The organism is Streptomyces sp. 142MFCol3.1 (assembly GCF_000424945.1).
Taxonomy (GTDB): Bacteria; Actinomycetota; Actinomycetes; order Streptomycetales; family Streptomycetaceae; genus Streptomyces; species Streptomyces siamensis.
This window is the reverse complement of record NZ_AUKV01000023.1, coordinates 1-25,215: the sequence shown is the minus strand read 5'-3', so window position 1 is coordinate 25,215 and position 25,215 is coordinate 1. Positions and strand designations below refer to the sequence as shown.

Below are 25,215 nucleotides of genomic sequence, written 5' to 3'. Positions count from 1 at the left end.
GCCACTGCGTTGAAGACCCACCGGCAAGAACCCCGGCTGGGCAGGTGCCTCCCGGAACTGTTCAAGCGGCAGGCCGAAGCGCAGCCTGACGCAATCGCGGTGAGCTTCGAGGACCAGGAACTCACCTATCGGGAGCTCGAGCAGGCAGCCGGCCGGCTCTCCTGCTATTTGCACAGGCACGGAGTTGGGATCGACGACTGCGTCGGCCTTTATGTCGAGCCCTCACTGGACTTGATGATTGGGGCCTGGGGCGTCCTGCTCGCAGGCGCCGCATATCTGCCGCTGTCCCCGGAGTATCCGGATGACCGGCTGCGATACATGCTCGAGGACAGCCGCACCAGGGTTGTCGTCACTCAGGACCATCTGGTTTCCCGCCTTGCCGAACTCGCCCCGCAGGGCACCAGGGTCATTACCCTGGCCGACTCACAGACCTGCGAGGAGGGCGGCTGCGCAGACGTGGAGTTGGAGCCGGTACCGCTGGATGCGCTCGCCTACGTCATCTACACCTCCGGCAGCACGGGTCGGCCGAAGGGCGTGATGATCGAGCACCGCAGCATCATGTCTCAGATGCGCTGGCTTGAGGAGTGCGGCCACCTGGGCTCCGGCACCACGATTCTGCAGAAGACGCCGATGAGCTTCGACGCAGCCCAGTGGGAGATCCTCGCTCCGGCCCTCGGCGGACGCGTTGTGATGGGTGCCCCCGGCATCTTCCGTGATCCACAGGCTCTGATCAGTACGATCGTCTCGCATGAGGTCACCACGCTCCAGTGCGTGCCCACGCTGCTGCAGGCGATGCTGGACACCGAATCCTTCCACCTCTGTGCCTCGCTCAGGCGGGTGTTCTCCGGCGGCGAGGCACTCTCGCGCAACCTCGCCCGTGCCCTCGCGGACGAGTTGCCTCGTGCATCGCTGGTCAATCTGTACGGGCCGACGGAGTGCACCATCAACGCCACCGCGTACCTGGTCGATCCCGATGCCATCGAGGCTGGAGCGGGCACCATCCCGATAGGTGTGCCGGTCGACAACACCCAGTGCTACATACTCGACGAGAACCGGGCACCGGTGGGCATCGAGGAGACGGGTGAGCTCTACATCGGCGGCGTCCAGCTGGCCCGTGGCTACCTGCACCGTGAGGAGGAGACTCAGAAGCGGTTCATCCCCTCGCCGTTCATCCCGACAGAACGGCTCTACCGCACCGGTGACCTCGCGCAGTGGAACAAGGACGGGTCGATACAGTTCGCGGGCCGGGTGGACAACCAGATCAAACTCCGCGGATACCGCGTGGAGCTCGACGAGATCTCCCTGGCGATCGAGGAGCACACCTGGGTCAAGCGGGCGGCGGCCATCGTCACCGACGATCCGCGGACCGGCTTCCAGAACCTGGTGGCCTGTATCGAGCTCAATCCCAAAGAGGCCGCGCTGATGGATCAGGGCAACGCCGGCGGCCACCATCAGTCCAAAGCCAGCAAGCTCCAGGTGAAGGCTCAGCTGTCCAACGCCGGTGTGCGCGACGCGGATGAGCTGGAGGGGCGGAGCGTGCTTGAGCTCCCCGGGCGCGAGGAGACCGAGCGGCAGCGTCGCGAGGCCTTCGCCCGTAAGACCTACCGCTTCTACGACGGCGGGCAGGTCGAGAGGGCCGAGCTGTTGGAGCTGCTGGCGCCGCGCCAGGCGGGCGGCATCTCGCGCGGTCTCGATGAGCTCACGTCCGATGAACTCGGCGAGATCCTCCGCTGGTTCGGCCCCTTCAGAAGCGGCGAGCGGCTTCTTCCCAAGTACTCCTACGCCTCGCCGGGCGCCCTCTACGCCACGCAGCTGTATCTGGAGACGGGGGGCGTCGCCGGCCTTCAAGCCGGGATGTATTACTACCACCCGCTGGACCACACCCTCGTGCGCATCGGCCCGGCCACGGCCGGCGCCGGCAAATACCTGGAGCTCCACTTCATCGGCAAGAAGCGGGCGATAGAGCCCGTCTACAAGAACAACATCCAAGAGGTTTTGGAATTCGAGACCGGCCACATGCTGGGGGTCTTCGAGGAAATCCTGCCGGAGTACGGTCTCGGCATCCGCCCCTCGTCGTTCCACCCCGCGGTCAAGAAGGCGCTGGACGTCGCCGACGAGGACTACTATCTGGGAACCTTCGAAGTCGGCTCGAACGACGGGCTGCTTCAGGAGGACCCGGTCGAGATCTACCTTCAGGCGCACCCCGGAGGCATCGAGGCCTGTCCGGCGGTCTGTACCGTTATGCCGACGGCGAGCTGGAGCCCTTCTCACCCGACCTTGTGCAGCGCAAGCATGTGATCGCGATCAACCAGAAGGTCTACGAGCGCGCGGCCTTCGGTATCAGTGCCGTCAGCCGGGCCGGGCAGGAGTGGCTGCGCTACATCGTTCTAGGGAAGAAGCTGCACCACCTGCAGCGCAACGGCCTCGCGCTGGGCTTCATGTCATCGGGCTACAGCTCGAAGACCGGCAACCCGCTGCCTGCGGCACGGCGTCTCGACGAGATCCTCCAATCCCGGGGGATCCAGACCGGCCCGTCGTACTTCTTCCTCGGCGGCAAGGTCAGCGACGAGCAGATCCGCAGCGAGGGCATGTACGAGGACACCGTCCACATGAAGGGCCCCGCGGAGATGATCCGCGACGAGCTCGCGGAGCTCCTGCCCGACTACATGATCCCCAACCGCGTGCTGGTGCTCGACTCGCTTCCGGTGACTGCCAACGGCAAGGTCGACGTCAAGGCGCTCGCCGCCTCCGAGCAGGTGCAGACAGCGAACACCGGCGCCGAGTTCGTCGCTCCCCGCACGGCGACCGAACTGTGGCTGGCCGGTGTCTGGGGCAAGGCGCTCAAGTACGACACCGTGTCGGTGGAGGACGAGTTCTTCGCTTCCGGTGGCAACTCGCTCACCGCTGTCGCCGTCATCAACGAGATCAACAGGGTGAAGGGCATCCAACTGCCCCTTCAAGTGCTGTTCACTGCTCCCAAACTCGCCGATCTCGCCGCTCGGATCGACAGCGATGACGACGGCGACGAAGACGAGAGTGCCTCGCGCCTTGTCCTGCTGCACAACGGCGGGACCAAACCGCCCGTGTTCGCCTGGCCGGGTCTGGGCGGCTACCCGATGAACCTCCGACTGCTCGGCCAGGAGGTGGACCTCGGCCGGCCCTTCTACGGGGTGCAGGCGCATGGCATCAACGAGCACGAGGTTCCGTATCCGACCATCCGGGAGATGGCGGCGGCCGATGTCGAGGAGATCCAGAAGGTGCAGCCGAAGGGCCCGTACCTGCTGTGGGGCTACTCCTTCGGAGCACGGGTGGCGTTCGAGTCGGCGTGGCAGCTGGAGCAGGCGGGCGAGCAGGTCGAGGACCTGCTGCTGATCTGCCCGGGGAACCCGAAGGTCCGCCAGGCCGACGGTGAGGAACACGGCCGTGAGTCCTCGTACCGCAACCCGGCCTACGTGACCATCCTGTTCTCCGTCTTCGCAGGCACCATCACAGGCCCCGAGCTCGAGCGGTGCCTGGAGGCGACCCGGGACGAGGACTCCTTCGTAGCCTTCGTGCACGCGCTGCTGCCGACCCTGGGCGAGCCGGTGATCCGCCGGATCACCCGCATCGTGAGGCAGACCTACGAATTCGACTACAGCTTCCGCGAGCTGTCCGAACGGAGGCTGAACGCACCGGTGACCATCCTCAAGGCGACCGGCGACGACTACTCCTTCATCGAGGGGAGCTCGGGCTACTCCGCCGAGGCGCCCGCCGTGGTGACGCTGAAAGGCGACCACTACAGCGTGCTGCACGAGGCGGGGATCGCCGAGTTGGTGGCGGCGATTCGCGAGAGTCTCCATGCCTGACTGATCATTTCAGAATGAGGTGCGGAGTCCCTCAAACACATGATGCTGCAGGCGAGTTCACTCTGAAACGATCAGCCAGAGGACACCGCCCCGTGACAGGGGGCCTGACCTTTCGGGCCCACTCATCCCAACGTACTCAAGGAGCATCGCCTTGCCCGAACTTCCCGCCCGTCCCGGCCCTGCTCCCGAGGTCGTCGGCCCCGCCCCGCACGGCCAGCGCTCGCAGACCGCCCCCGTGATGCTGCAGGAGGAACTGTGGGAGCGGATGCGTGCGCTGCCCTTCGTCTACATGGCGCCGACGCTGGTCTCAGTTCCCCACGCCCGGTCGCTCTTCATCCCCGAGGGCATCGGCACCGGACCCCGGGAAGCCTTTCAGGCAGGCCGTGAGTGGGCCCACATCCACCCTCACCACGACGGCAGTCTGCATCTGACCCTGACCGAACCGCTCAAGGACGACATCGAGAAGTTCGGCTGGGGCGTACGCCATCCTGAGCAGGACACCATCCTCGTGTACGGCCCGCGTGACCGCGCCGAGCTCGAGCTCATCTGGCAGCTGGTTCAGCTCTCCTACGCATACGCGGTCGGCGAGGTGCCGTAGTGCCGTGTGCCGCGACTGCCGCCGGCCACGGTGGGCCGACCTGGAAGAGTGCAGTGCGGTTGGGCTTGCACCGGGGGTGCTGGATGCGGCTGGCCCTTACAGTCGGGCGTGACGACGAAGGAGGGCTTTCAGTGCACTATCGACTCTTCGGCCAGTCCGGGCCGCCCCTTCAGTCGTAGACCGGGGCATGGCTGTGGTTCCGTGCTGCGGCGGGGGCGGGTGGTGGCCGGATGGCGTGCTGAGCGCGGTTGCGTCTGTGCTGATAGGGACGGGCGTCGGCCTGACGCCGGTGCCGCCAAGGGGCCGGTGCGGACCGTGCTCGGTCCTGGTGATCCGACCGAAGGCGTCGACCGGCTATGTGGCGAGATGGGTCAACTCGGCCCGGCACGCCCCCAGGATGCGTTTCATCCGGTCCTGACGCTCCGTCATCGCCCTGCCAAATCTCGGCGCCGAGCCTGCTGTTGGCGAACGTATCCCACTCGGCCAGAGCCTTTCGGATACGAGCAAACGAGAGAGGGAACATCATGCGGATACTGCTCATCGGAGCCACGGGCTATCTCGGTTCGGTGGTGGCAGAGCATCTGACCGACACCGGGCATGAGGTTGTGGCACTCACCAGGACACCGGAGAGTCCGGGCCGTTACGCAGTGCGAGGCGGCGACCTGCGTGACCCCGGCTCGCTCACCGCGGCGGTGACACGCGACATCGACGCGGTGATCAACGTGGCGACACCGACCGGGGACGCCGCCGTCGACGCAGCCGCCATCGATGCGCTGACAGCGCCGCTGCGGGGCACCGATCGGCCCTTCGTCTACACCAGCGGTGTATGGGTGCTGGGAGCAACGGGGGAGGCGACCGCCGAGGAGAGCAGCCCGACCAACCCGATCCCGATCGTGGGGTACCGACCGGAGATTGAGCGTCGCGTCCTTGCCACGGCCGATCACGGAGTACGGGCCACCGTGCTCCGCCCCGGCATCATCCATGGGCGGGGCGGCGGCATCCCCGCACTTCTGGTCGAGTGGGCGCGCAAGCAAGGCGCGCCACGGGTCGTCGCGGACCTGAACGTGCGGTGGCCGATGGTGCACATCGAGGACCTCGCCGACCTGTTCGGGAAGGTGGTGAAGGACGCACCTGCCGGAAGCATGTGGCACGGCGTCAGCCAACCGGCCGTCCCCGTGCGGGAGCTGGCGCTCGCTGCTGCAGAGGCGGCCGGTGTGCACGGGGAAGTGCAGGTCTGGCCTCTGGACCAGGCCCGGGGTGAGCTGGGCGAGCCGTTCGCCGACGCCCTGGCCCTCGATCAGTCCGTCGATGGCCGCAAGGCCCACGACCAGCTCGGCTGGCGTCCGCAGCAACCTGACGCCGTCACCGACGTGAGCAAGGGCTCCTACCGATAGGCACGGGCCGGGCACGCCTCATGGAGCCGGCAAGGGGACGCGGCCACGGCATCTCCGGGCCCGCTCTCTGACCTCTGCGAGATCTCGAGTCTTCGACTCGGCGATGGTCTCAGGGTGTTCGGTAGCCATGCCGACGCTCCAGCTGGGTCCGGCCGCCGGCTACCTGGCGTGCCGCGGATGCTGTTCCAGCAAGTCCGCGACCCCCACGTACGGCAGTGGGGGTCGTGGACGAACGTGCGGGCGGGCGGTGACCACGAGCGCGCCTTCCCCGCCTACGAGCCCGCCATGGCGGAGCACGTGCGCGGCAGCCGTGCGGCAGCGCTCAGCGCGGCAGAAGACTCTGATCCCCACCTCACGCCTCGGCGTGCGGGGACTGGCCCAGGGCGCCCGCCTGATCTCGACCCTGCCCGCGGGGCCCGGCCGCGCGTCCGCCTCACTGCCAAGAGCGCACGCCTCTACAACTCCATGACCGTTCACGACTACGCCCACCCCCTCGCCCACCGCATCACCAGGCCGGGACGGCCGCGCGGCCGGGAAGAGGACTCAGGGGTGGAATGAGGAGTGCTCGCCCACTGCACGTCGTCACGCCCCTCGCGAAACTCGGTCCGCCTGCTCAGCACATGTCGCGCCCCCGATGCGGGGACTGCACCCGTACCGGCGCGTGAATCTGGCCCAGCGTGGGGCGCTGGCCTTCCCCGCCGCTGCTGTCAGCGCGAACGCAGAACCTTCTGGGCTGCGGCCCCGGGCCCCCACGGGGCGCTCGCGACGATCGCCGGGGAGGACAGTCCCAGCGCGGCGTTGTCCTTGCCGTCCCGCATGTGGTTGAGCCAACGCGCGTACCAGCTGAGGAAGTCCGGTGCCGAGGAGACGTTCGGAGGCCAGAAGCCGTCCGCGTTGCCGGTGACGACACGGCCGACGAGGGGGCCGGTCACTCCTATGAGGCACAGATCGCTGCAGCCCATCTCGATGATGTGGAGGAACAGGTCGCCCTGCAGCGCGTCCCAGCGCTCCGCACGAGTGAATCCCCGCGGGCTGCCATTCGCTGGCTTCCGGTCCATCGTGAACAGCCTGCACTTGTCCTGCGGAAGAAGACCTTGACATCCTCTCCTTCCTTCACAAGCTCAGGAAGGAGATTCCCGCCTGCTGCACCGTTGTCGGGTGCGGCTTCGGGTGGGTTCCTGTTTCTTCGCGCTGTGCCGGGATGGGTCCTTGTCCTACCCGCGCTCTGCAGGCTGGCACCGCCAGTCCGGCGGCCTTGGCGACGTTGAGGGCCGCGTTGATGTCCCGGTCGAGGACGGCTCCGCACGCCTCACACGTCCACTCGCGGACGTTGGGGGGCTTGGGGCCGTGCTTGACGCCGCAGGCTGAGCAGAGCTGGGAGGTGGGCTCGAACCGGCCGATGCGCACGAACGTCCGGCCGTACCTCGCGGCCTTGTATTCCAACATCGCGACGAATGCCGACCAGCCGGCGTCGTGCACGGACTTGGCCAGGCGCGTGCGGGCGAGTCCTTTGACCGCCAGGTCCTCAACGGCAACCGCTTGGTTATCACGAATGATCTTCGTTGAGAGCTGGTGGTGGAACTCGCGCCGTGCGTCGGCCACCCTCGCGTGAGCGCGGGCGACCTTGAGCCGGGCCTTTCCCCGGTTGTTGGTTCCCTTCGCCTTGCGGCTCAGGGCCTGTTGTGCCTTCTTGAGTTTCTTCTCGGCCCGGCGCAGGAAGCGGGGGCTGTCGATCTTCGTGCCGTCGGAGAGGATCGCGAAGTGCGACAGGCCCAGGTCGATGCCGACCTCGGGCACGGTCTCGGGGAGGACTTCGGAGGGTTCGGTCTCGACCACGAAGGATGCGAAGTACCGTCCGGCGGCGTCCTTGATGACGGTCACCGTGGACGGGACGGACGGCAGGGGTCGGGACCACTTGACCGCGATGTCGCCGATCTTCGGAAGGCGGAGCTTTCCGCCGGGCGTGATCTTCCACCCGGCGTTCGCGGTGAAGCGGATCGACTGCCGGTTGTCCTTGCGGGACTTGAACCGGGGCGGCCCCATCGTGGGCCGCTTGCCTTTGAGACCGGCGAAGAAGTGGAGGTCTGCGCGGACTTCGAGGCCGAGCTGAAGCAGTTCAACGGCGACGCCGATCACGTCCATCTGCTCGTGCACTACCCGCCGAAGGTCCAGCTCTCCAAGCTGGTCAGCCCGGCTGCTGCGCAAGGAGTACGACAGCCACACCCGCCGATACCTGTGGGGCGGACACTTCTGGTCCGGCTCGTACTTCGCCGGAAGCTGCGGCGGGGCGCCCCTGACCGTCGTACGCCAGTACATCGAGAATCAGAAGCGCCCCGCGTAGCGGGCTGAGGTGAACACTGCGGACCCGTGCTTACGTGCGGGTCAGCGCAGTTCCGATGTGGTCGTTGAAGTAGGTCAGGTTGCTGTAGGCGCACTCTGCCCAGACGCGCGGTGTGCGCACCAGCTTGCCGGGGAAAACGCTCACGCCGACGGGCAGCGCGAGCTTGGTCAGATCGTGGTTGCTTCGGTAGAACTCCCAGTACAGCCGCGCCGAGGAGGTGCCCGTTGCGGTGAGCCAGTACAGGGTGATGTCGTCGAGCATCTCGTCGAGCGTCAGGACCCGCTCCGGGTGGTGGTGGCTGTCGGTCCAGTCGACGAACTTCTCGTAGATCCAGGCGGCCAGTGCCGCGGGGGAGTCGTTGAGGGCGCAGCCGATGGTCTGCGGGCGGGTGGCTTGCTCGGTGAAGTACCCGGAGTAGACCTGGTTGAACTGCTGCTGAGCGATGGCCGTCTGCTCGGCGGGGGTGGGGTTGTCCGCGGGGAGACCGCCGGTCGGCATGAACTCGGGCAGATTGAGGTGGACGCCGGCCAGGCCGGCCGGACGGAGCTTGCCGACCTGCGTGGCGACGCTGCCGCCCCAGTCGCCGCCCTGGACGATGTAGTCGCGGTAGCCGAGGCGGTCCATGAGCTTGACCCAGGCGGCGGCGATGCGGTCGGTGTTCCAGCCGGTCGTAGTAGAGCGCTCCGCGTGTCGTGTCAAGTGGGGACCCGATCGCTCTGTATCGCGACTCGAGGGCCCGGCTGCCGCTGGGCCGCCGCAGCGGAGCGGTGATGTAACGCTTATTGTTACATCATGGTTGAGGTGCGCGAGCCTGGAGATCCTGCCCGAGAGGTCGCCTCGCCCTGGGTCGCACGGACCGCTGGCCTACGGGGTGACCGAGCTGGCCGGCAACTTCGCCGCCGGCGCGGTCTTCTGCCGCAGTCCACGGGCGGTCTACGTCACCGTCGGTGCTGGTCGCGGTCGCGGCCGTTCTCGTCGACCCGCCGGCGGGCTCCGTGCCCGCGGTCGTCCCGCTCGTCATGGCCTGGGGTGCGGCGATCCGTGCAGCAACCTGCGGGGCTGCCGCAGGTTGCCTGCCATGGGTGCCGCCTTTTTGGCGAGGTCGAAAAAGCCCCGTTCGGGTTCGCCGTGGTGCAACCGCTGGGCTCACGACCAGTTTTCAGGTCGTGAGCTGCGGATCTGGCCTTCCTGCATGCCACGCTCCGTCGGGGCCGAGTCGTCGGCGTCGCGTGTCAGCCGTCTGTTGGCCAGGCGTTCATCGCGAGATCGGCGACCCGGTGCAGTTCTTCAGTGCTCGCACCGCCCGCGGCCTGCACGGCCAGGCCCTGGAACACGGTGGCGAAGAAGCGGGCGAGATCGGCAGGGGAGGCGTCGGCGGGAAGCTCCCCCTCGTCCTGGGCCTTTTCCATCCGCGTTCGCAGGGCCGCTTCCCCGGCAGCGCGGCGTCCGGCCAGCTCGTCCACCACCTTCTCGCCACCCGGGGAAGCGGCAAGTCCGCCCTGTAGGGTCAGGCACCCGGGAGGGCAGTCGGGGCGGGTGGTGGCGTCTGCACCACCGTGCAGCAGGCGCTCGACGACCTGCCGGGCGGTGGGCTCGGCAAATGCCTTCTGCATGTAGTCGGCCGGGCCGTCCGCATAGCGGTCGAGGACCTGCCGGAACAGTTCCTCCTTGTTGCCGAAGGTGTTGTACAGACTGGGTGGATTGATACCCATCGCAGCGGTGAGCTGCGAGATCCCGGCGCCCTCGTAACCATGGCGCCAGAAGACCTCCAGCGCCCGGTCCAGCGCCTCGTCGACGTCGAAGGCGCGCGGCCGTCCTCCCGCCATGTCAGCCCTCCCGCAATTCTCGTATTATAGTAGTCGGTATAATACGGGATGTGGTCGTCATCTGACGTCCGCGAACGCGAACCTTTAAGGCGCAGGTGGATCTGTGCTGCGCATGCACCCCCGTCACAAGCGGGGGGGGCCTTCTCGCATCCTCCCTCAAAGCGACGGCGGGCTCAGGCGATTGCGCCATCGGGATCTGCCGCTGCACCCGGGTTCGATGTCCGCTGGGTTGCGTCTGCGCACCTGGGATGCGCTACCCGGACCGAGGCCGCGCGCAGCACGTCGGCGATCGTGCTGCGCGAGAGCCCACGCTGCATCTGCTCCTCCAGGGCGCTGCAAGGCGGGTGAATGCCGAAGCCGACCACGCAGTCGCTGTTCGGCAGCGCGTGATGCATCCCGAACAGGCCGCCCCCTCGATGGCACGGTGAACCTCGAGCAGGGAGATCTCCTCGGGCTGCACCAAACATCCAGCCGGCACCGGCCCCCTCTTGGCCCCCCAGTCAGGCCTTACGGAGGTCCCGAGGCATCGGCGGATGATCACGGGGTGCGTGTTGACGCCGCCTGCGATGCGCTCCGAGGTGACAACCGGTGGTTCTGCCGGTCCAAAGACATCCAGGTCAGTACATGAATGACAAGGGGCATCCGGCTGTTCGCGCTCACCTGAAACGTCCTCGCCCGACCGAGAAGAGGCGCCGGAGACTCCGCAACCGGCCGGGCGCGGTGGACGTCGTCAGGACTTGGTCGGTGCGAGACCTCGGCGCTGAGCGGGTTGCGCGGGCTTGCCGAGCGCTGTGGACTGCGCGCATGACACCCGCGCGCTATCTCATCGGTTGCGTGTGGGACCCACCCGGCACATCGACGACGGTGCGCGTGCTGCGCAGGCGGACGGCTGGGACCTGTGGAACTCTTTTCGGCGCGTAACCGTCTTCATGTTTGTGGAAAATTCAACTAATCGCCTGCAGCGACGGCCCGGAACGCTTCCCCGGGACGAGCAGACATCGCTGCTCCTGACCGAGACGCGCCCCCCTCGGGAACACGTGCATGCGTACCGCACCGCGGGTGTCTGGCGGGACGAGGGGCCCTTGGCGGATCTGCGGAAGTGGAGCGTCCAGACGCCGGACGCCACCGCGGTCATCGCCTACCGTGCCGACTCGGGCGTGCGCCGCTTGACCTACCAGGAGTTCAGCGGCCACGTCGAACGGTTCGCCGGCGCGTTGAAGGAGCTGGGGGTAGGGCCGGGGCAGGTCGTCGTGATGCAGCTGCCCAACTGGTGGCAGGTCAGCGCGCTGTTCCTGGCCTGCGCACGGGTCGGAGCCGTCGTCGCACCTCTCATGATGACCATCGGTCCGCGTGAACTGGAACGCGTTCTGTCCCGGCTGGACGCCAGTGCGTGCGTCACAGTGGACAGCATGGGCGGTGTGTCGTACGCGGACGAGGTGGCGGCGATGGCGCCCCGACTGCCGAAACTGCGGCACCGGGTGGTCATGGCGCGGGGCGAGGTCGGCGAGGGCGCGGTGGACTTCGGCCGCCACTTCGAGCAGACGCCGTGGGAGGAGCGGCACACGCTGCGTGCGCACGGGGACGCCGAGGACCCCGACCGGGTGGCCGTGGTCCTGTTCACCTCCGGTACGTCCGGCGAGCCGAAAGGCGTGCTGCACACCTTCAACACCATCTACGCCGGAGCCTCGGCGGTTGTCCAGGAGGAGGAACTCGGCCCGCACGACCGGTTCTTCACCACCCAGGCGCTGACCCATATCTTCGGCATGATGTACAACATCATGATCCCGCTGCTGGCCGGTGGTGCCACGGTGCTCTGTGATGCCTGGGATCCCAAGAAGACCCTCGACATCGTCACCGAGAGCGAGACCACCGTCCTGGCGGGGGCGCCGCCGTTCATCACCGAGCTGACCGCTGCGGCACGCGCACGGACCGGGCCGGTGCCCCCGCTGCGTATGGTGCTCAGTGGCGCCACGACCGTTCCAGCACCGCTTGTGGCCGCCGTCCCGCAGACCTGGGGTGTGCCCCTGCGCACACTGTGGGGCATGACCGAGGTTCCCGGACACACCTGGACCCGGCGTGACGATCCGCCGCTGTGGGGTTGTCACAGCGACGGCCGGCCCGGCGCCGGGCTGGAGATCGACTTCCGCTCCGAGACCGGCCTCCCGCCCACGGCCGAGCAGCCGGCGCGGCTCTTCGTCCGCGGCGCCGGTGTGTGCCTGGCGACCTTTGGTCGTGACGGCGGCCGCCTGAGGGTGACGGCGGGGGGCGACGGCGGCTGGTACGACACCGGCGACCTGGCGATCCCGGACGGCCGTGGAGGCATGCGCGTCCTCGGCCGAACCGCCGACCGTATAGGCGGTTCGTTCATGATCCCGATCAACGACGTCGAGTCGGTACTGCTTGCACACCCCGATGTCCACGATGTCGCTCTCGTGGGCTACCTGGACGAAGCGGGCAACGAACTCGCCTGCGCGGTCGTCGTGCCCGGCATCTGCGCACCCACGCTCGCCGGCCTGCGTGCGTCACTCACCGCCCAGGGCATGACGCAGTGGTACCAGCCCAGCCGGCTCGAACTGGTCACGGCGCTGCCCCGCAACACCATCGGCAAGGTCCGCAAGGACATCCTGCGCTCCCAGCTGAGAGACGGCCGCCTGGAGAACCGACTCTCCCCATGACGGTCGGCCCCCCGACGGCGCCCGGCGGCTGACTCGTCCAGGTCGTTGTGCTGCGACGGTGGCACCGCCGGCGCCTCCGGGCTGGGTCCGCCGCGTGTTTGCGTCCCTCCCGGCAGCCGGAATGGCCCGCCGAAGAAGCCGGCGGGCCGTCACGAGAGAGTCGGGCCGATACGTCGTTTCTTATGGCTGCGGTGAGGACTGGTCGGCTTCGGGGAAGCCCAGTTCATCCACTAGTGCGTCGAACAGCTCCTCCGCGAAGGTTTCCTGAGAACGCAGCAGTTCCTCGATCCGGGACTGCTGCGCCGTGGCCGGGACACCAGCCGCTGAGGCCCACACGAGGGCGCCTTCGGCGTCGGCCGGAACCTCTGCGTCGAGCTCGGCGCGTTTGTGTCTGATGGCCTCTTCGAACTCCGGGGTGGCCATCCACAGACTCACGTCGTCCACGTCCTCGGGTTCCTCGACGAGGAGGGCAGCGGCGTTGTCCAGGTTGAGCCATGCCTGCCAGCGTCGGCCGTTGGTGTCCAGTGCGGTCACGAGGGCGACGCTGCTGTCGGAGACGTCGGCGACGCAAGCCGGCGCAGCAGTCCATTCGACCAGGTCGAGCAGGTACTCGTCCTCCCAGATGCCGTGTTCCAGTTGCAGGGTCTGCCAGCCGACCGGTCGCGGCGGCCACTCATACACGCTGTCGTTCAGCCCTGGATCGGTGCTGTCGAACAGGGGTGCTTCCAACAGTGAGCGCTCGCTGCGTGCGAAGATCAGATGACCGGAAAAGCCTATGAGAACCTCCTCGTTGAGTGTCAGCGCACCCTACGGGGCGTCACTGACACCACCGGTGCGGGCCGGCATGCATCTGCTCCCGGCCGACTGACTCACCGGATGAGTCGGCGGTGGCCGGTGAGGGCTGCGGCTGTGCCGGCGAAGGCGAGGACGTGTTCGGTCCTGGGTTGTGACAAGGCCGTCGGTGTGGCCCGACCTGGTGATCTCCGGCGGGCCCGGGCGGTGCGAGGGTGGTGCCCACCCGTAGGCTGCCGCCATGCCCGAGAATCAGAACCCGACGCCCCGCGAGGCCTTCGAGTTGCTCATGGTCGGTAATCAGCGCTTCGTCTCAGGCACTCCCGAGCATCCGAACCAGGACGCCATACGCCGCACCGAGATCGCACCGTCCCAGCAGCCGTTCGCCGTGCTGTTCGGGTGCTCCGACTCCCGGCTGGCCGCCGAGATCATCTTCGACCGCGGCCTGGGCGACCTGTTCGTGGTGCGCACCGCGGGGCATGTCGCCGGTGCAGAGGCCCTCGGTTCCGTCGAGTATGGCGTGAGCGTGCTCGACGCCCCGCTCGTCGTCGTGCTCGGTCACGACTCGTGCGGGGCCATCGCAGCCGCGCGTGCCGCTGCCGACGGCGGCGGGGTGCCCGGCGGCTTCGTCCGTGATGTTGTCGAACGGGTGACTGCGAACGTGCTGGCAGCCCGCGCCGCTGGACGCGAGACGGCCGACGAGATCCTGGCCGAGCACATCGAGTACACCGTGGACCTGCTGCTTGAACGCTCCCGCCTCCTGGCCGAGCGGGTGGCGGCCGGCCGCCTGGGTGTGGTGGGGCTGTCCTACCGGCTGGCCGACGGCAGTGCGCAGCTCGTCGCCTCTCGCGGTTTTGATGCGGCGGTCCCTGTCGCGTCCTGACCATGCCGGCGGCGGCTGCCCGCACGCGATTTGCCCCGGCCGGAGGAGATCCGTCTGCGTCGGAGGAGAGAGGAGACCCGCCTACGTGGAGAAACCTACCGGGTTCACCACTCGACCACCTTCGAAGGGCACCACCGATGGCTCATGGAGCCGACCACGCACCCAGCGCCCCCCGGACGACGTGGCGCGTACCGCGGGCTGCGAGGTGTGCCGGGCATGGGGAACGGTCGTCACCGACGGTGGGCGACACGGATTGCGCCCGGCCTGCCAGACCGGCGGAAGCTCAGCTGTCACGAATTCGCCCGGTCCCCGCACCCGGGAGCAGTAAGGCACGGTGTCGGCGCTGGTCACACGATGGTCCGGGGTCCCGCGGCGCGGCGGAGCCGGTTGGCGATCGCCAGTCCCAGCCCCTCCTCAGCCGGCAGTGACGCGATGATGAGATCGCACCCTTGCCGGTCGAGCTCGCGCAGGAAGCCGTACAGGCCGCGCGCGTAGGCGCCCATGGAACCGGGGACCGCCACCACCGCGTGCGCCTCCACCTCAGCGTCGGCGTAGGCGGCGGGGAGAAAGACGCCGACCCGGTGCCCCAGTTCCTGCGCCACCTTCGCCTCGGCGACGACCTTCTCCGGTTCGACCAGCACGACCTGGGCACGCGGGGCGTAGTGCGACGGATGCTGGCCCGGCACCCGGATGTGGCTGGTCTCAGGGACCGCGAGCGGGCACCCCAGCACCGCTTCGAGGTCCTCGTGCGTCACCCCGCCGGGCCGCAGGATGGTCGGGATCTCGCCGGTGGCGTCGACGATGGTCGACTCGACACCGACCTGACAGGCGCCGCCGTCCAGCACGAAGTCGACGGCGTCGCCCAGCTCGGCACGGACGTCGTCCGCGGTCGTAGGGCTCACCGAGCCGAAGCGGTTGGCGGACGGGGCCGTGACACCACCACCGAAGGCCGACAGCAGCGCGAGTGCGACGGGGTGGTCGGGCACGCGCACGGCCACCGTCTCCAAGCCACCGGTCGCTTCGAGAGGCACCCGGCGACCGCGTCGCAGGACCAGCGTCAGGGGCCCCGGCCAGAAGTGTTCGGCCAGCAGGCGGGCCGTCGCGGGTACATCCTGGACCCAGTCGTCCAGGTGCTCCGCGCTGCTGATGTGGACGATCAGAGGGTGCGAAGCCGGGCGCCCCTTGACCTGGAAGATACGCGAGACGGCGGCGGGGTCCTCAGCGTTGGCGCCGAGTCCGTAGACGGTCTCGGTCGGGAGAGCCACCAGGCCTCCGTTGCGCAGCACACCGGCCGCCTTGTCGATGTCATGGGTTCTTGCCCTCACCCTCGCCATCCTAGGGGCCTCGAGGACTGGCGACGGTCGTGATCATTCTCAGCGCCAACCGTCGACGTGGCGCGCCGCCCGACCCCTGGGTCTCCTGGAGTCGCACCACCTCGGCGATTCCCTTGCTGGTGCAGGCCGGCACGAAGGGGAGGACGCGTGCTCCCGATGCCGCCGCACCGCACGAAGGGAGCCGGCGTGCTCAGCGCCACCCCTGAGCAGCTGATCGGACCGTTCGGCCGCTGGCCCAGCCCGACGACGAACCGGACATCGACACCGACCAGGGCGGGTGGTCGCCGCACGCCCCCGGTGCCAGGCAGGAATCGGAGGGCCGCCAGCACGAGTGCCGGTTCGAGGTGCACGCGCAACGTGATCAGACACCAACCTGTGAGTCCGTCACGTCGTCGTGTCGTGCAGCTGGCCTCAGGCCGACAGACGCCGCGTCGCCCGCCGTCAGCGTGGCGTGCTGCTTCAGTGAGGTGAATGGGAACGGATCCGTCTGATGCCAGGAGACCGGTATAGACAACAGGACGACCTTCAGTGATCAACGGCATTCTCGGCAAAGGCATGTAGGGCGTAGTGCGCTCCCTCCCTGGCGTCGACGCCGGTGGGTTCCGCGCTGGATCAAGCTGAATCAGCCACTCGATGCGACTTGCATGCCCTGTGCCCCGCTGGGTCGGGATCATCATGCCAGCCCGACCGCCCAGACCCCGGCAGTCCAGTGCTGCGCAGCGCGCTTATGGGCGTCACCGCCTAGGACTGCTTGTCTCGCATGAACTGTTTGCGATTTCATTGCGCTTTTCCCCATCCGAAAGGGGGACGGCTGCGGAACCAGATATGAGAGGCCGCGCGACGGGGCGCCGATGGCGCTGGCCAGGCATGCATCTTGCGCCACGACCCTTTCGGCCGGACGGGCTGGCGGGCATAGCCCGACGGGTACGCACGCAAGCGCCGTGCCCGCTTTCGGCGCCCGCCAGCTCGGGAAGCTCAACGGGGTGCGGATGGCTGTGAGTGCTGGCAGAGCGTTTCGCTCCTGTGCTGTTCGGGCGCGGTGCATGAGGGTGCGGAAGGTGGATACCGGCGAGCCCTGCCCCGCTGGTGGCGTCAGTTGCTACACCAGCAGAGGGCCTGCGGCTGTGCAGCTGAGGGCGGCCAGGCCGGAAGGCTGCCGGGTGGGGTGGAGCAAGCCCGAGACGAGGTCGGCGATGCTGCGGTGCCAGAGGCTGCAGCGGTGCAGCATGGCGTGATCACCGTTGCGGACCAGGAGGATGCCTGCGTGGGCTTGTGAGGTTCGGGCCCGGCGCACGTAGTCGATGGAGGCTCCGGGGCTGGTGCTGTGTCGTGATCGCCGTGCAGTACGACTGCGTACAGCCAGGGTGCCAGAGCTACGACTGCGCGTACGTGCGGATGGGCCGCTGCGCGAAGGGACGCTCTCCCATGGAATGGCCCACTGGTTCGGGGGCACCAGAGCCCAAAAGCCCTTGGGTGTCCATCAACGGGCCCCCAACGCTGTAGAAGAAAGCCATCGTCTGACCCAGCCGCTTCGGGTCGCTCACGCGTGGACCACGTCCGGGAAGCTCCGGCTTTCAGGGCTTGCTGATGGCCCGCCAGCAGCCGTCAGCCACGACACTGAGTTCGTCCGAGCTCAGTTCGACGCGGCCGGCCGCCAGCCGCACGGCTGGGCTGAGGGCGAGTTCGTAGAGCACGTCGAGGGGCAGCGAGACCAGCAGCGCGCCCATATCGGACCGTGCCACCTCGGCCACCAGCGGGTCGTCCTCGTTGGCCAGGGCGGCTTCATGTGCCGCGAGGCGATAGGGAGAGTGCTCGACCTGCAGCAGGAACTGCGCATGCACCGGGTGCGCCGTGAGGTAGCGGTAGCAGGACAACCACACCGCATGGAACCGCTCGCGCGGTGGGAGATCAGAGGTCAGGCCTGCCGTGATCGCGTGTGCGAGTTCGGCTTTCGTCTCAGCGTAGGCGGCCACTACCAGCGCGTCCTTTGATGCGTAATGGGTGTAGGCGGTTCCGGTTGCCACGCCCGCCTCCTTGGCCACCGCGCTCATGGAGGCGCCGTGGAAGCCGTGCCGGGCGACCAGCGTGCGCAGCGCGGCCCGCACCGCTGCCGCCCGGTTCTTCGGCGCTGCCATCACATGCCGTCCGCACCGCGGACATCGACGGCGACACCGGTCTCGCGTGCGGACACCTCCCACAGCTTGGCGATGGCCCGGTCCATCCCGAGGCGCCGCAGCACCGGCTTGCGTACCGGCATGCCGTTGTTCACGAACAGCGGTCCGTAAAACTCTCCGCCCCTGGCCGCCGGATCCGTACCGGCCCGCAGTTGCGACAGCGCACCGTCATCGGCGGACATGCCGGTACGTTGAGCCATCAAGTGGAAGAACCGCTGCGATGCGCCGCCGCTGGATCCCTCGACACTGACCGCCTGGAGATTGGTGTCGGACAGGCCGGGATGCGCGATCACGCTGGCGGTTGAGGCGCCCGCCTTCTCCAGTTCACGCTGCAGGCCCAGGCCGAAATGGAAGTTGGCCAGTTTGGCCTGGCCGTAGGCGCGCCACGGCCCGTAGTTTCCCTCAAGGTGCGGGTTGGCCACATCAAGGGAACGGCCCATGTGGTGCGCCGTACTGGTCACGGTCACCACCCGGGAGGCAGCGGTCCGCAGCAGTGCCGGCAGCAGGTGCGCGGTGAGCGTCCAGTGCCCCAGGTGGTCGACGGCGAACTGCATCTCGAATCCGTCGACGGTCCTCGCCTCGGCGATCGCCATGACGCCAGCGTTGTTGAACAGTAGGTCGATCCGTCGGTGAGCGGCCATGATCTTCGCCGCGGCCTCCCGCACCGATGCCTGGGACGACAGGTCCAGAGCGACCAGTTCCAAAGAGGCGTCCGGCACGCTCGCGCGGATCTCATCCACGGCCCGTGTGGCCTTGTCCTGGTTGCGCACCGCCATCACCACGTGTGCGCCCTTGGCTGCGAGTTCACGAGCCGTCACAAGGCCAAGCCCGCCGTTGGCGCCGGTGACGACGGCCGTCCGACCGTGCTGGTCAGGAATGTTCCGCGTGGTCCAGGCCATCTCATCCCTCCGAATGAATGTTCATTCATTACGATAGGGGCGTGAACGCCATGAAGCAAGCCGCGCTGAGGAAGGTGGAGTGAGGGCCGGGGCAGGCGTGGTGCGGCTTCGCAGTGGTTGGCGGGCTGGCCGTGTCATCACAGCTTTCTGGGCCGGGTGCCGCAACGGCCGAACACCGTCACGCGGCACGCGGATTCGCCTCTCGCGGTCACGGCCGGCCAGGGCGTCAGGCGGGCGCCGTCGTGCCCGGGCGGACGGAAAAGGGGAAGAGCGGCGTCTGTTCGCCGGGTACCGGCTTCCTCCGAGGCGGCCCCGGCCTTCAGGCGGGGGACCGCCACGGCGGGCGACTTCATGGCCCACCCCACTGGACGCGCGCTCGGCTCCCGTCTGCGCACCGGCCGGCTCAGCCGCCGCTTGTCTGCCGGCGCCTGGCGGCGTGCTGAGACACTCACCGCCCGCCACGGCGAACCACCGTACCTTTGGGCGGACGGGGAAGGTCACCGAGTCTTTCAGTCTGCGGCAGTGGTGGCACCAGGATCGCTGTCCGCGTACCTCTTTACAGACATATCGGTTCGTCCTGCAGATGTGCCACCGCTGCGTGCTGCCTGACGGTAGGCGGCCGGCGGACAGCCGGTGATGCGACGGAACGCCGCATAGAAGCGGGACTGAGATCCGAAGCCGACCTCGTGACCGACTCGGCCCGGTGACAGGTCGGTGGCCGCAAGCAACCGTCTTGCCTCGGCGACGCGGCGTCGGGTGAGGTACTCCACGATGGTCGTCCCCGTGACGTCTCGGAATACCTGCATCGCGTAGTGCGGATGCAGGGGGACACAGCCAGCGACATCGGCGACATTCAGCGGCCTGGGGTGATGACGGGCCATGAAGTCGGCCATCGCGATGGCATGACCCACCGCAGTGTCCCGGCGGCCTTGCGCCAGCGACGCGCGTGGTCGCTGTCGAGGCAGGAGCCGGTCCAGGCGGTGCAGGTAGGCGCATATCTCCAGCGCGGCTACGTCAGACAGATCTGTTTCAGGTCCACTCAGATCGATGTTCCACTGCGTGAACCGCGCCAATTCTTGCGGTGGCTGCAGCACCAGGGTCTCGCCGCCGAGCAGTCGCTCCACCAGCCGGGGCACGGGATTCCAGCCCAACAGCGTCTGCAGCGGAACGTGCAGCCACTGCACAGAGCAGTGCGGGGCGGAGATGAGCTGATGAGGCAGGGCCGCCCAGAACACTGCCGTTGCACCGTCGGGAACAGTCACCGGAGACCCCGCGATGAGGTAGTGCATCGGCCCTCCGGTGGGAACGTTCAACTCGATGCCTTCGTGCCGGTGCGCGGCCGACATGGGCTCCGGCAGCCCTCTCCAGCTGGCGAGCGGAACCTCGGCATCCACAGTAGGCGAGAAGTCCATCGTGCTGTTCTCCCTCATTCAGGGCTCCTGAGCCACAGCTTCTGCCGCCGTGTACGCAGTCTGACCGGGCGCAGGGCGCCCGGAAAGATAGCACCGGAGGATCTGGGAAGAGGCCCGGAGCCAGGTGGAAGCCGTACTTCGCCCAAACTCGTAGCGTCGGTGCCATGACCGCGAACACCGCTGCCCTGTCGTCCATGGGCGCTCCTGGCGCCCGTCCCTACCATCTCGAGCCGGAGCAGGTTGAATTCTTCGACACCCATGGCTTTCTGGTTCTGCCCGGCCGGATCGATCCCGATCTGCTGGCCCGCCTCCAAGAGGCGGCTGAGGGCTGGATCGCCCGTGGGCGGGCCACTGGACCGGTCCCCAACAGCGACTACCACTTTGCCTCGCGCTCTGGAGCGCCGGCGCTGTTCCGCGTGGACTATCTCCATGCCAAGCACGAGTCGGCGTCACTGGAACTTCTCGGCTCTCCGGCGATCCTGGGCATTGCGGAGAGCCTTGCGGGACCTGACTTCGTTCCGACCTATGAGTCGATGGTCTTCAAAGGGGAAGGAGACGGCGCCGCTGTGCCCTGGCACCAGGACGCCGTGCATCCGCGTAACCACCGCATCTTCAATGTCGATGTCTACCTGGACGCCTCGCGCAGCGCGGCCGGCGCTTTGCGTGTCGTTCCCGGATCACATCGTGCACCCGCCGACATCTGCGCACTCGAGGCGGCCCACGGTTGGCAGGTGCCGGGATCGCTTGAGGTCGAGATGGAACCGGGTGATGTGCTGGTCCACGATGTGATGCTGGTGCACGGCTCACCGTCCGTGCAAGGCAACAGCATGCGCCGCACGATCTACTACGAGTTCCGCGCCGCAACACAGATTCTCTCGGAAGGCCCCTGGGACGAGCGGTGGGTGGCATCCCGGCAGCGGCTGATCCCGATCGCATTGGCCGAACGGATCCGCAACGCCCCAGCTGAGGAATCCTTCCAGTGGAGCCTGGGCAGTCCGCAACCCTCTGGGGAAGAGGCTGTGAGTGAGGCTCTGCGTGTCGCCCACCTGGTGCACAGCCCGGGTGCTTACTGCAGTGCGGGCAGCGTGGCGGAGAACTGAGACGGACACGCGGGCGCGCTCCGGTCGTACCTCACGCCGGGACCGCGCCCGCGCATGCCAGCCACTGGCACGCTCTGGGTGAATGCTCGAGCGGCGGATGCCTGGAAACAAGAAGGAGATCCGCCCTCGGGCCGGACCGGCTTTCGCGATCGAGAGAATCCTGGGTGCCGAGCGGACTCGTCTGCGTCGGCCGCGCCCATCGTCCCAGAGTGCCCGACGCCTTCGGAGCACGGGTTCTTCTTTCGCGTTCCCGCGCTGATGCCTCTCACGTGCGCCCGGCTGGTGAGTTCGCGCACGGGTCGCGCTCACCCACGGCGACATGTGTGAGTCATTCACGCAACTTCTGCTCCTCTCAAAGACCGAGGGAGCGCAGAATGCCAGTGCCAGCTCGACCCCGCCCGCCTGGCGTGGCGCCGCAGGGATCGGAGGCCAGCTGCGGGTCACCTCCGGCCGGTGCTGCTCGATCGCACGAGGGTGCTGGGGCAGTTGTGGCGTCCGCCCGCCAGGACGTGTCTAGGTGAGAAGTTGCTCGGCCCAAATCTTCCTGCCGCCCTGCGTGAAGCGAGGTCTCCAGCGGTCGTCGAGCTGGGAGACGACGTCCGCGGGCGCCTTCGTCGGTGCCGCGGGCGTGCTCCAGGTGGAGCGGCGCTGGTGTCGGTGTCGCTCACCTCGCTGATCAGAGTCCTGTCAAGGAGAGGCGCGGCTGGAAGGGGGACGATTGGAGCGCCCTGCTGACGAGTTCGTTCGCATCGGCAGCTGCAGGCATGCTGATCACAGAACAACTTCATGGGCCGACGCTTGAGGAGGCAGTCATGACTGGGCGGAACGGCGCTCGGGCGGTCTCCGCTGCGAGTAATACAGCGAAGGTATCCCAGCACGTGATGAGCTCCATAACCTGCTAGAGAGCCCCTCTGCTACGGCGTCGTTGCCGTCCTGCGGATGTGCCGAGTTCTTGTTGCCGACGTGTGCAAAGGTTGGCCAGCGACAAGTCACCGCCGTAATGTGCTGCGAGCAGCGGATCCATGACCTTGCGCCACAGGGGTGGGCACCAGGCCAGCACGATCATGGAAGCGTAGCCGGAGGGCAACTGAGGGGCCTCGTCGAAGTGACGCAGGGTCTGATAGCGGCGCAGAGGGTTGGCATGGTGGTCGGAGTGCCGCTGCAGCTGGAACAGAAACAGGTTGCTGATGGTGTTGTTGCTGTTCCAGCTGTGCTGCGGGGCGACTCGTTCGTAGCGGCCGTCTGTGCGCCTTTGCCGCAGCAGGCCGTAGTGCTCCAGGTAGTTGACCGTCTCCAGCAAGCAAATGCCGAGCACGGCCTGGAGCAGCAGGTAGGGCAGGATCACCCAGCCGAACACTGCAGTGAGTACGGTGAAGAGCGCCGCCGATATGGCCCATGCCGTGAGGATGTCGTTGTGCCGGCTTGCCGTCGGCTTGCCGCGGCGGTTGAGACGGCGCCGTTCCAGGTGCCACGCTGAGCGGACACTGCCCAGCACGGTTCGGGGCAAGAATTGGTAGAAATTCTCGCCCATGCGGCTGCTGGCCGGGTCTTCTGGGGTGGCGACCCGGATGTGGTGGCCGTGGTTGTGCTCGACGTAGAAGTGCCCGTAGCAGCTCTGGGCCAGTGCCATGCGGCTCAGTCTTCGTTCCAACTGCTCTCGTTTGTGGCCCAACTCGTGCGCGGTATTGATCGCGACCCCGGACACCACACCGGTGGTGGCAGCAAGTCCCAGGCCCGCGGCGACCGACATACGGCCATCGGCCCACTGAGCGCAGGCCCACACCAGAGCCCCGAACTGCAGAGGAAGATAGAGGTACGTGCACCAGCGGTAGTAGCGGTCGGCCTCCAGCCCGGGCACCGCTTCCTCGGGTGGATTGGCCACGTCACTTCCGATGAGGCGGTCGCAGGCCGGAACGATGACGAAGGCGAAGAACGGACCCCACCACCACAGGGCGCTCAGGCCGGTCAGATGGACAAGGCCACCTGCCTGGAACGGAAGGGTGGGCACTGCGAGCGCAAGCAGCCACAGAGGGCGTTTGCGGTCACGCCACCGGCTCGTCTCCGTTGACGATGGCTTCATCGGACTCCCTCGCAAGCTCTGCCTGAGACGTGTGTTGGCGCGTCTGGCTACCGGGCGCGCTCGGGAGGAGAGTGCCAAACACAGTCTGCGATGACAAAGGGGGCGCCGTGTCAACATTCTGACGATCCATCACAGAAGCAGGAGTCGCTGAGCCGCTGTCCGGTGATGGCAGACTGCGTGTATGCAAAAGCGTCGCCTCCCGGAGGTTCCGGGGCCGCTACCCGATCCACCTCGCGTGGCCTGGCGAAAACAGATGCGTGAGCGAGTGCTCGCTGAGGCGCGCGTACTGGCAGGGCAGACCGGCTGGGACCGCGTCCGGGTTGCTGATCTGGCCCAGCGAGCGGAAGTGTCACGACCCTCGATCTACAAGGAATTCGGTGACCGGGCCGGCATCGGCCGGGCGCTGGTGCAGCGTGAGGCAGAAGAATTCCTGCGGCCGCTCTCCGAGGTGTTGGACAGCAAGCGCGAGCACCTCAGCGCCGCTCTCGAGGCTGCGGTGGCCTACGTCCTGGCGGAAGCGGACGCCAATCCGTTCATCGGGGCGGTACTGGCCGCGACACGAGGAGGCACAGACGCATTGCTGCCCTACCTCACCAGCAGGGCCGAACCCGTCTTCTCCAGCGCCTGGCTCCTGCTGGAGCTGTGGCTCGGGCAGGCCGCACCCCATGTGACTGCAGACCGGCGGTCCGAGGCAGCAGACCTGGCCGTGCGCCTCACGATCAGCTACGTCCTGCTGCCGGCACCGCGGCCCGCTTCTGCTCCGTCGCGGGTGTCCAGGGCCGTATGTGCGGTACTCGGCGTGCCCTTCGGCGGGTGAACTGTCTCGTCACGGCGAGCGTCAACAAGCAAACCGACAATGCCGGGTACTCTCCGTGCCGTTGCGCGCCACCTCCACACCCCCTGAACCCCCGGCCCGCCGGCACTGCGCGGGAGACCGCGGAGGCGCTGTGGTTCTGGTTCGGCCCCTCCGGCTGGCGGGCGCTCGTGGTCGAGAACGGCTGGTCGTGGGAACGCGCCGAGGAGTTCCTGTGCCTCACGGCGGCCGCGACGCCGTACCAGGCGGCCTCAGCGTTGGGTGGGGGTCACCAGGCCTGTCCCGGCTGACAGGTCCCTACCCGGTACTCACGCGTTCCCCAGGCTTGCTCACTTTGTTTCCCCACCCCTGCGCACTCTGACGCTGTATCGGGGGACGCAGTTGTGTCTGTCGGTGCGCGCGGGCGGGAGGCTGCTCTGGCAGTTCACGCCCGCTCTACCGTGGCTGGCCCTTCGTCGCGCTGCAACCACGCGATGGCTTGGGCGCGACGATCGCGTGGGACGTCTGCCCCGGTTGCCTCCCAGTCGATCAGGCGGCGTACGGGCTCCGTGTCTCCCGGGTTGGGCACGGCCAGGGAGCCGATGCCGTCCTGCCAGGTTGTTCCGACCACGGCGACAGTGCTGTCGAGCGAGAGCATCGCAAATTCCGGACGTCCGGATCGCGAGCCGAGCAGACACTCGTCATATCCGAGTACGGATCTTCCCCGGCGGATCGCGCACGCCGCGCCCATGACGTCCCAGGCGTCGAGCAGACGAACCCGGCGCCATATACGAGGCTGGTACAGGTCTACCCGCGAGTTGTAGCGATGGGCAGGGAGGGCGAGCAGGAACTCGCGGCTGGCGTCGAACAGGCCGAAGGAGGTCGCCAACGCGTACCAGCCTCGATTGGCGTGCTCGATGAGCTGCGGGTCGTCGAAGCCGACGAAAGCATCCCGCCGGCCCGTCTCCTCGTGGGTGCAACTGGCCATCGCGCTCATTACGGACACTGGCAAGGCAGTGCCTGGCACGCCGCCTTCGAGCACCTCCAGGCCCGCCCGCTTCAGCGGGGC

At 67.7% G+C, this 25,215-nt stretch carries 18 protein-coding genes and 2 pseudogenes; 9 read left to right on the top strand and 11 right to left on the bottom strand.

The genetic code is table 11. From position 1 onward, the window contains the following. Positions 1–9: 9 nt before the first annotated feature. The 3 genes and pseudogenes from H305_RS47355 to H305_RS0129990 all read left to right on the top strand — a co-directional run bounded on the left by H305_RS47355 (position 10) and on the right by H305_RS0129990 (position 5,837). Positions 10–3,845 (top strand): annotated as a pseudogene (locus tag H305_RS47355) (amino acid adenylation domain-containing protein). A gap of 151 nt (positions 3,846–3,996) precedes the next feature. Then, a complete protein-coding gene (locus tag H305_RS47350) occupies positions 3,997–4,443 on the top strand; it encodes a luciferase family protein (RefSeq protein ID WP_051371072.1) in 447 nt (148 codons plus the stop codon). Between the two features lie 524 nt (positions 4,444–4,967). Continuing rightward, on the top strand, positions 4,968–5,837 hold the full coding sequence (locus H305_RS0129990) for an NAD-dependent epimerase/dehydratase family protein (RefSeq protein ID WP_028803720.1): 870 nt from the start codon (positions 4,968–4,970) through the stop codon (positions 5,835–5,837). A gap of 707 nt (positions 5,838–6,544) precedes the next feature. Here the strand turns inward: H305_RS0129990 and H305_RS47345 are convergent. Beyond that, positions 6,545–6,895 (bottom strand): hypothetical protein, encoded by a 351-nt coding sequence (locus H305_RS47345; RefSeq protein ID WP_199791470.1) that lies wholly within the window; start codon positions 6,893–6,895, stop codon positions 6,545–6,547. A gap of 55 nt (positions 6,896–6,950) precedes the next feature. After that, complete coding sequence (locus H305_RS47340; RefSeq protein WP_234021101.1) at positions 6,951–7,991, bottom strand: RNA-guided endonuclease InsQ/TnpB family protein; 1,041 nt, start codon at positions 7,989–7,991, stop codon at positions 6,951–6,953. Between H305_RS47340 and tnpA the strand changes: the two are divergent. Then, positions 7,920–8,178 (top strand): annotated as a pseudogene (tnpA, locus tag H305_RS51120) (IS200/IS605 family transposase); the annotation flags it as partial. The gene H305_RS47340 and the pseudogene tnpA overlap by 72 nt on opposite strands. 30 nt (positions 8,179–8,208) lie before the next feature. Here tnpA and H305_RS47335 read toward each other — a convergent pair. Then, positions 8,209–8,877, bottom strand: coding sequence for an alpha/beta fold hydrolase (locus H305_RS47335; RefSeq protein ID WP_234021099.1), 669 nt, complete (start codon positions 8,875–8,877; stop codon positions 8,209–8,211). Positions 8,878–9,410: 533 nt separating this feature from the next. After that, positions 9,411–10,004, bottom strand: a complete 594-nt coding sequence (locus H305_RS0129970; protein WP_028803719.1) for a TetR/AcrR family transcriptional regulator — start codon at positions 10,002–10,004, stop codon at positions 9,411–9,413. 1,082 nt (positions 10,005–11,086) lie between these two features. Between H305_RS0129970 and H305_RS47330 the strand changes: the two genes are divergently transcribed. Next, positions 11,087–12,679, top strand: a complete 1,593-nt coding sequence (locus H305_RS47330; RefSeq protein WP_158690586.1) for an AMP-binding protein — start codon at positions 11,087–11,089, stop codon at positions 12,677–12,679. A 180-nt stretch (positions 12,680–12,859) separates the two neighbouring features. Here the strand turns inward: H305_RS47330 and H305_RS0129960 are convergent, their stop codons facing one another. Further along, positions 12,860–13,408: a hypothetical protein gene (locus H305_RS0129960; RefSeq protein ID WP_234021098.1), complete on the bottom strand. Its 549-nt coding sequence runs from the start codon at positions 13,406–13,408 to the stop codon at positions 12,860–12,862. A gap of 304 nt (positions 13,409–13,712) precedes the next feature. On the opposite strand from H305_RS0129960, the gene H305_RS0129955 reads away from it, so the two are divergent. Beyond that, a complete protein-coding gene (locus H305_RS0129955; protein WP_028803717.1) occupies positions 13,713–14,354 on the top strand; it encodes a carbonic anhydrase in 642 nt (213 codons plus the stop codon). 347 nt (positions 14,355–14,701) lie between these two features. Here H305_RS0129955 and H305_RS0129950 read toward each other — a convergent pair whose 3' ends face one another. From H305_RS0129950 to H305_RS47320, 4 genes are all read right to left on the bottom strand, one after another. Continuing rightward, entirely contained in the window at positions 14,702–15,688 is a 987-nt protein-coding gene (locus H305_RS0129950; RefSeq protein ID WP_028803716.1) for an L-threonylcarbamoyladenylate synthase, read from the bottom strand. A gap of 1,574 nt (positions 15,689–17,262) precedes the next feature. After that, complete coding sequence (locus H305_RS49550) at positions 17,263–17,823, bottom strand: TetR/AcrR family transcriptional regulator (RefSeq protein ID WP_028803715.1); 561 nt, start codon at positions 17,821–17,823, stop codon at positions 17,263–17,265. After that, positions 17,823–18,761, bottom strand: a complete 939-nt coding sequence (locus H305_RS0129930; protein ID WP_028803714.1) for an oxidoreductase — start codon at positions 18,759–18,761, stop codon at positions 17,823–17,825. Before H305_RS0129930 ends, H305_RS49550 begins: the two co-directional genes overlap by 1 nt. A gap of 509 nt (positions 18,762–19,270) precedes the next feature. Then, entirely contained in the window at positions 19,271–20,191 is a 921-nt protein-coding gene (locus tag H305_RS47320) for a helix-turn-helix domain-containing protein (protein WP_051371068.1), read from the bottom strand. 146 nt (positions 20,192–20,337) lie between these two features. Between H305_RS47320 and H305_RS47315 the strand changes: the two genes are divergently transcribed. After that, positions 20,338–21,273 (top strand): phytanoyl-CoA dioxygenase family protein, encoded by a 936-nt coding sequence (locus tag H305_RS47315; RefSeq protein WP_051371066.1) that lies wholly within the window; start codon positions 20,338–20,340, stop codon positions 21,271–21,273. A gap of 898 nt (positions 21,274–22,171) precedes the next feature. On the opposite strand, the gene H305_RS0129915 is transcribed toward H305_RS47315, so the two are convergent. Next, entirely contained in the window at positions 22,172–23,353 is a 1,182-nt protein-coding gene (locus H305_RS0129915; protein ID WP_028803713.1) for an alkane 1-monooxygenase, read from the bottom strand. 181 nt (positions 23,354–23,534) lie between these two features. Between H305_RS0129915 and H305_RS0129910 the strand changes: the two genes are divergently transcribed. Both H305_RS0129910 and H305_RS55105 read left to right on the top strand, forming a co-directional pair. Beyond that, entirely contained in the window at positions 23,535–24,170 is a 636-nt protein-coding gene (locus tag H305_RS0129910) for a TetR family transcriptional regulator (RefSeq protein WP_078629295.1), read from the top strand. Next, positions 24,167–24,457 (top strand): hypothetical protein, encoded by a 291-nt coding sequence (locus H305_RS55105; RefSeq protein ID WP_234021097.1) that lies wholly within the window; start codon positions 24,167–24,169, stop codon positions 24,455–24,457. Before H305_RS0129910 ends, H305_RS55105 begins: the two co-directional genes overlap by 4 nt. Positions 24,458–24,591: 134 nt before the next feature. Here the strand turns inward: H305_RS55105 and H305_RS0129905 are convergent. Then, positions 24,592–25,215 (bottom strand): hypothetical protein (locus tag H305_RS0129905; protein ID WP_028803711.1); only part of this gene is annotated, 624 nt, incomplete at its 5' end.

Bases quoted from the DNA above. Each gene is read 5' to 3' on its own strand.
- H305_RS0129990 (WP_028803720.1), top strand. From the start codon at position 4,968: ATGCGGATACTGCTCATCGGAGCCACGGGCTATCTCGGTTCGGTGGTG.
- H305_RS47345 (WP_199791470.1), bottom strand. From the start codon at position 6,895: ATGGACCGGAAGCCAGCGAATGGCAGCCCGCGGGGATTCACTCGTGCG.
- H305_RS0129970 (WP_028803719.1), bottom strand. From the start codon at position 10,004: ATGGCGGGAGGACGGCCGCGCGCCTTCGACGTCGACGAGGCGCTGGAC.
- H305_RS0129955 (WP_028803717.1), top strand. From the start codon at position 13,713: ATGCCCGAGAATCAGAACCCGACGCCCCGCGAGGCCTTCGAGTTGCTC.
- H305_RS0129950 (WP_028803716.1), bottom strand. From the start codon at position 15,688: ATGGCGAGGGTGAGGGCAAGAACCCATGACATCGACAAGGCGGCCGGT.
- H305_RS49550 (WP_028803715.1), bottom strand. From the start codon at position 17,823: ATGGCAGCGCCGAAGAACCGGGCGGCAGCGGTGCGGGCCGCGCTGCGC.
- H305_RS0129930 (WP_028803714.1), bottom strand. From the start codon at position 18,761: ATGGCCTGGACCACGCGGAACATTCCTGACCAGCACGGTCGGACGGCC.
- H305_RS47320 (WP_051371068.1), bottom strand. From the start codon at position 20,191: ATGAGGGAGAACAGCACGATGGACTTCTCGCCTACTGTGGATGCCGAG.
- H305_RS47315 (WP_051371066.1), top strand. From the start codon at position 20,338: ATGACCGCGAACACCGCTGCCCTGTCGTCCATGGGCGCTCCTGGCGCC.
- H305_RS0129915 (WP_028803713.1), bottom strand. From the start codon at position 23,353: ATGAAGCCATCGTCAACGGAGACGAGCCGGTGGCGTGACCGCAAACGC.
- H305_RS0129910 (WP_078629295.1), top strand. From the start codon at position 23,535: ATGCAAAAGCGTCGCCTCCCGGAGGTTCCGGGGCCGCTACCCGATCCA.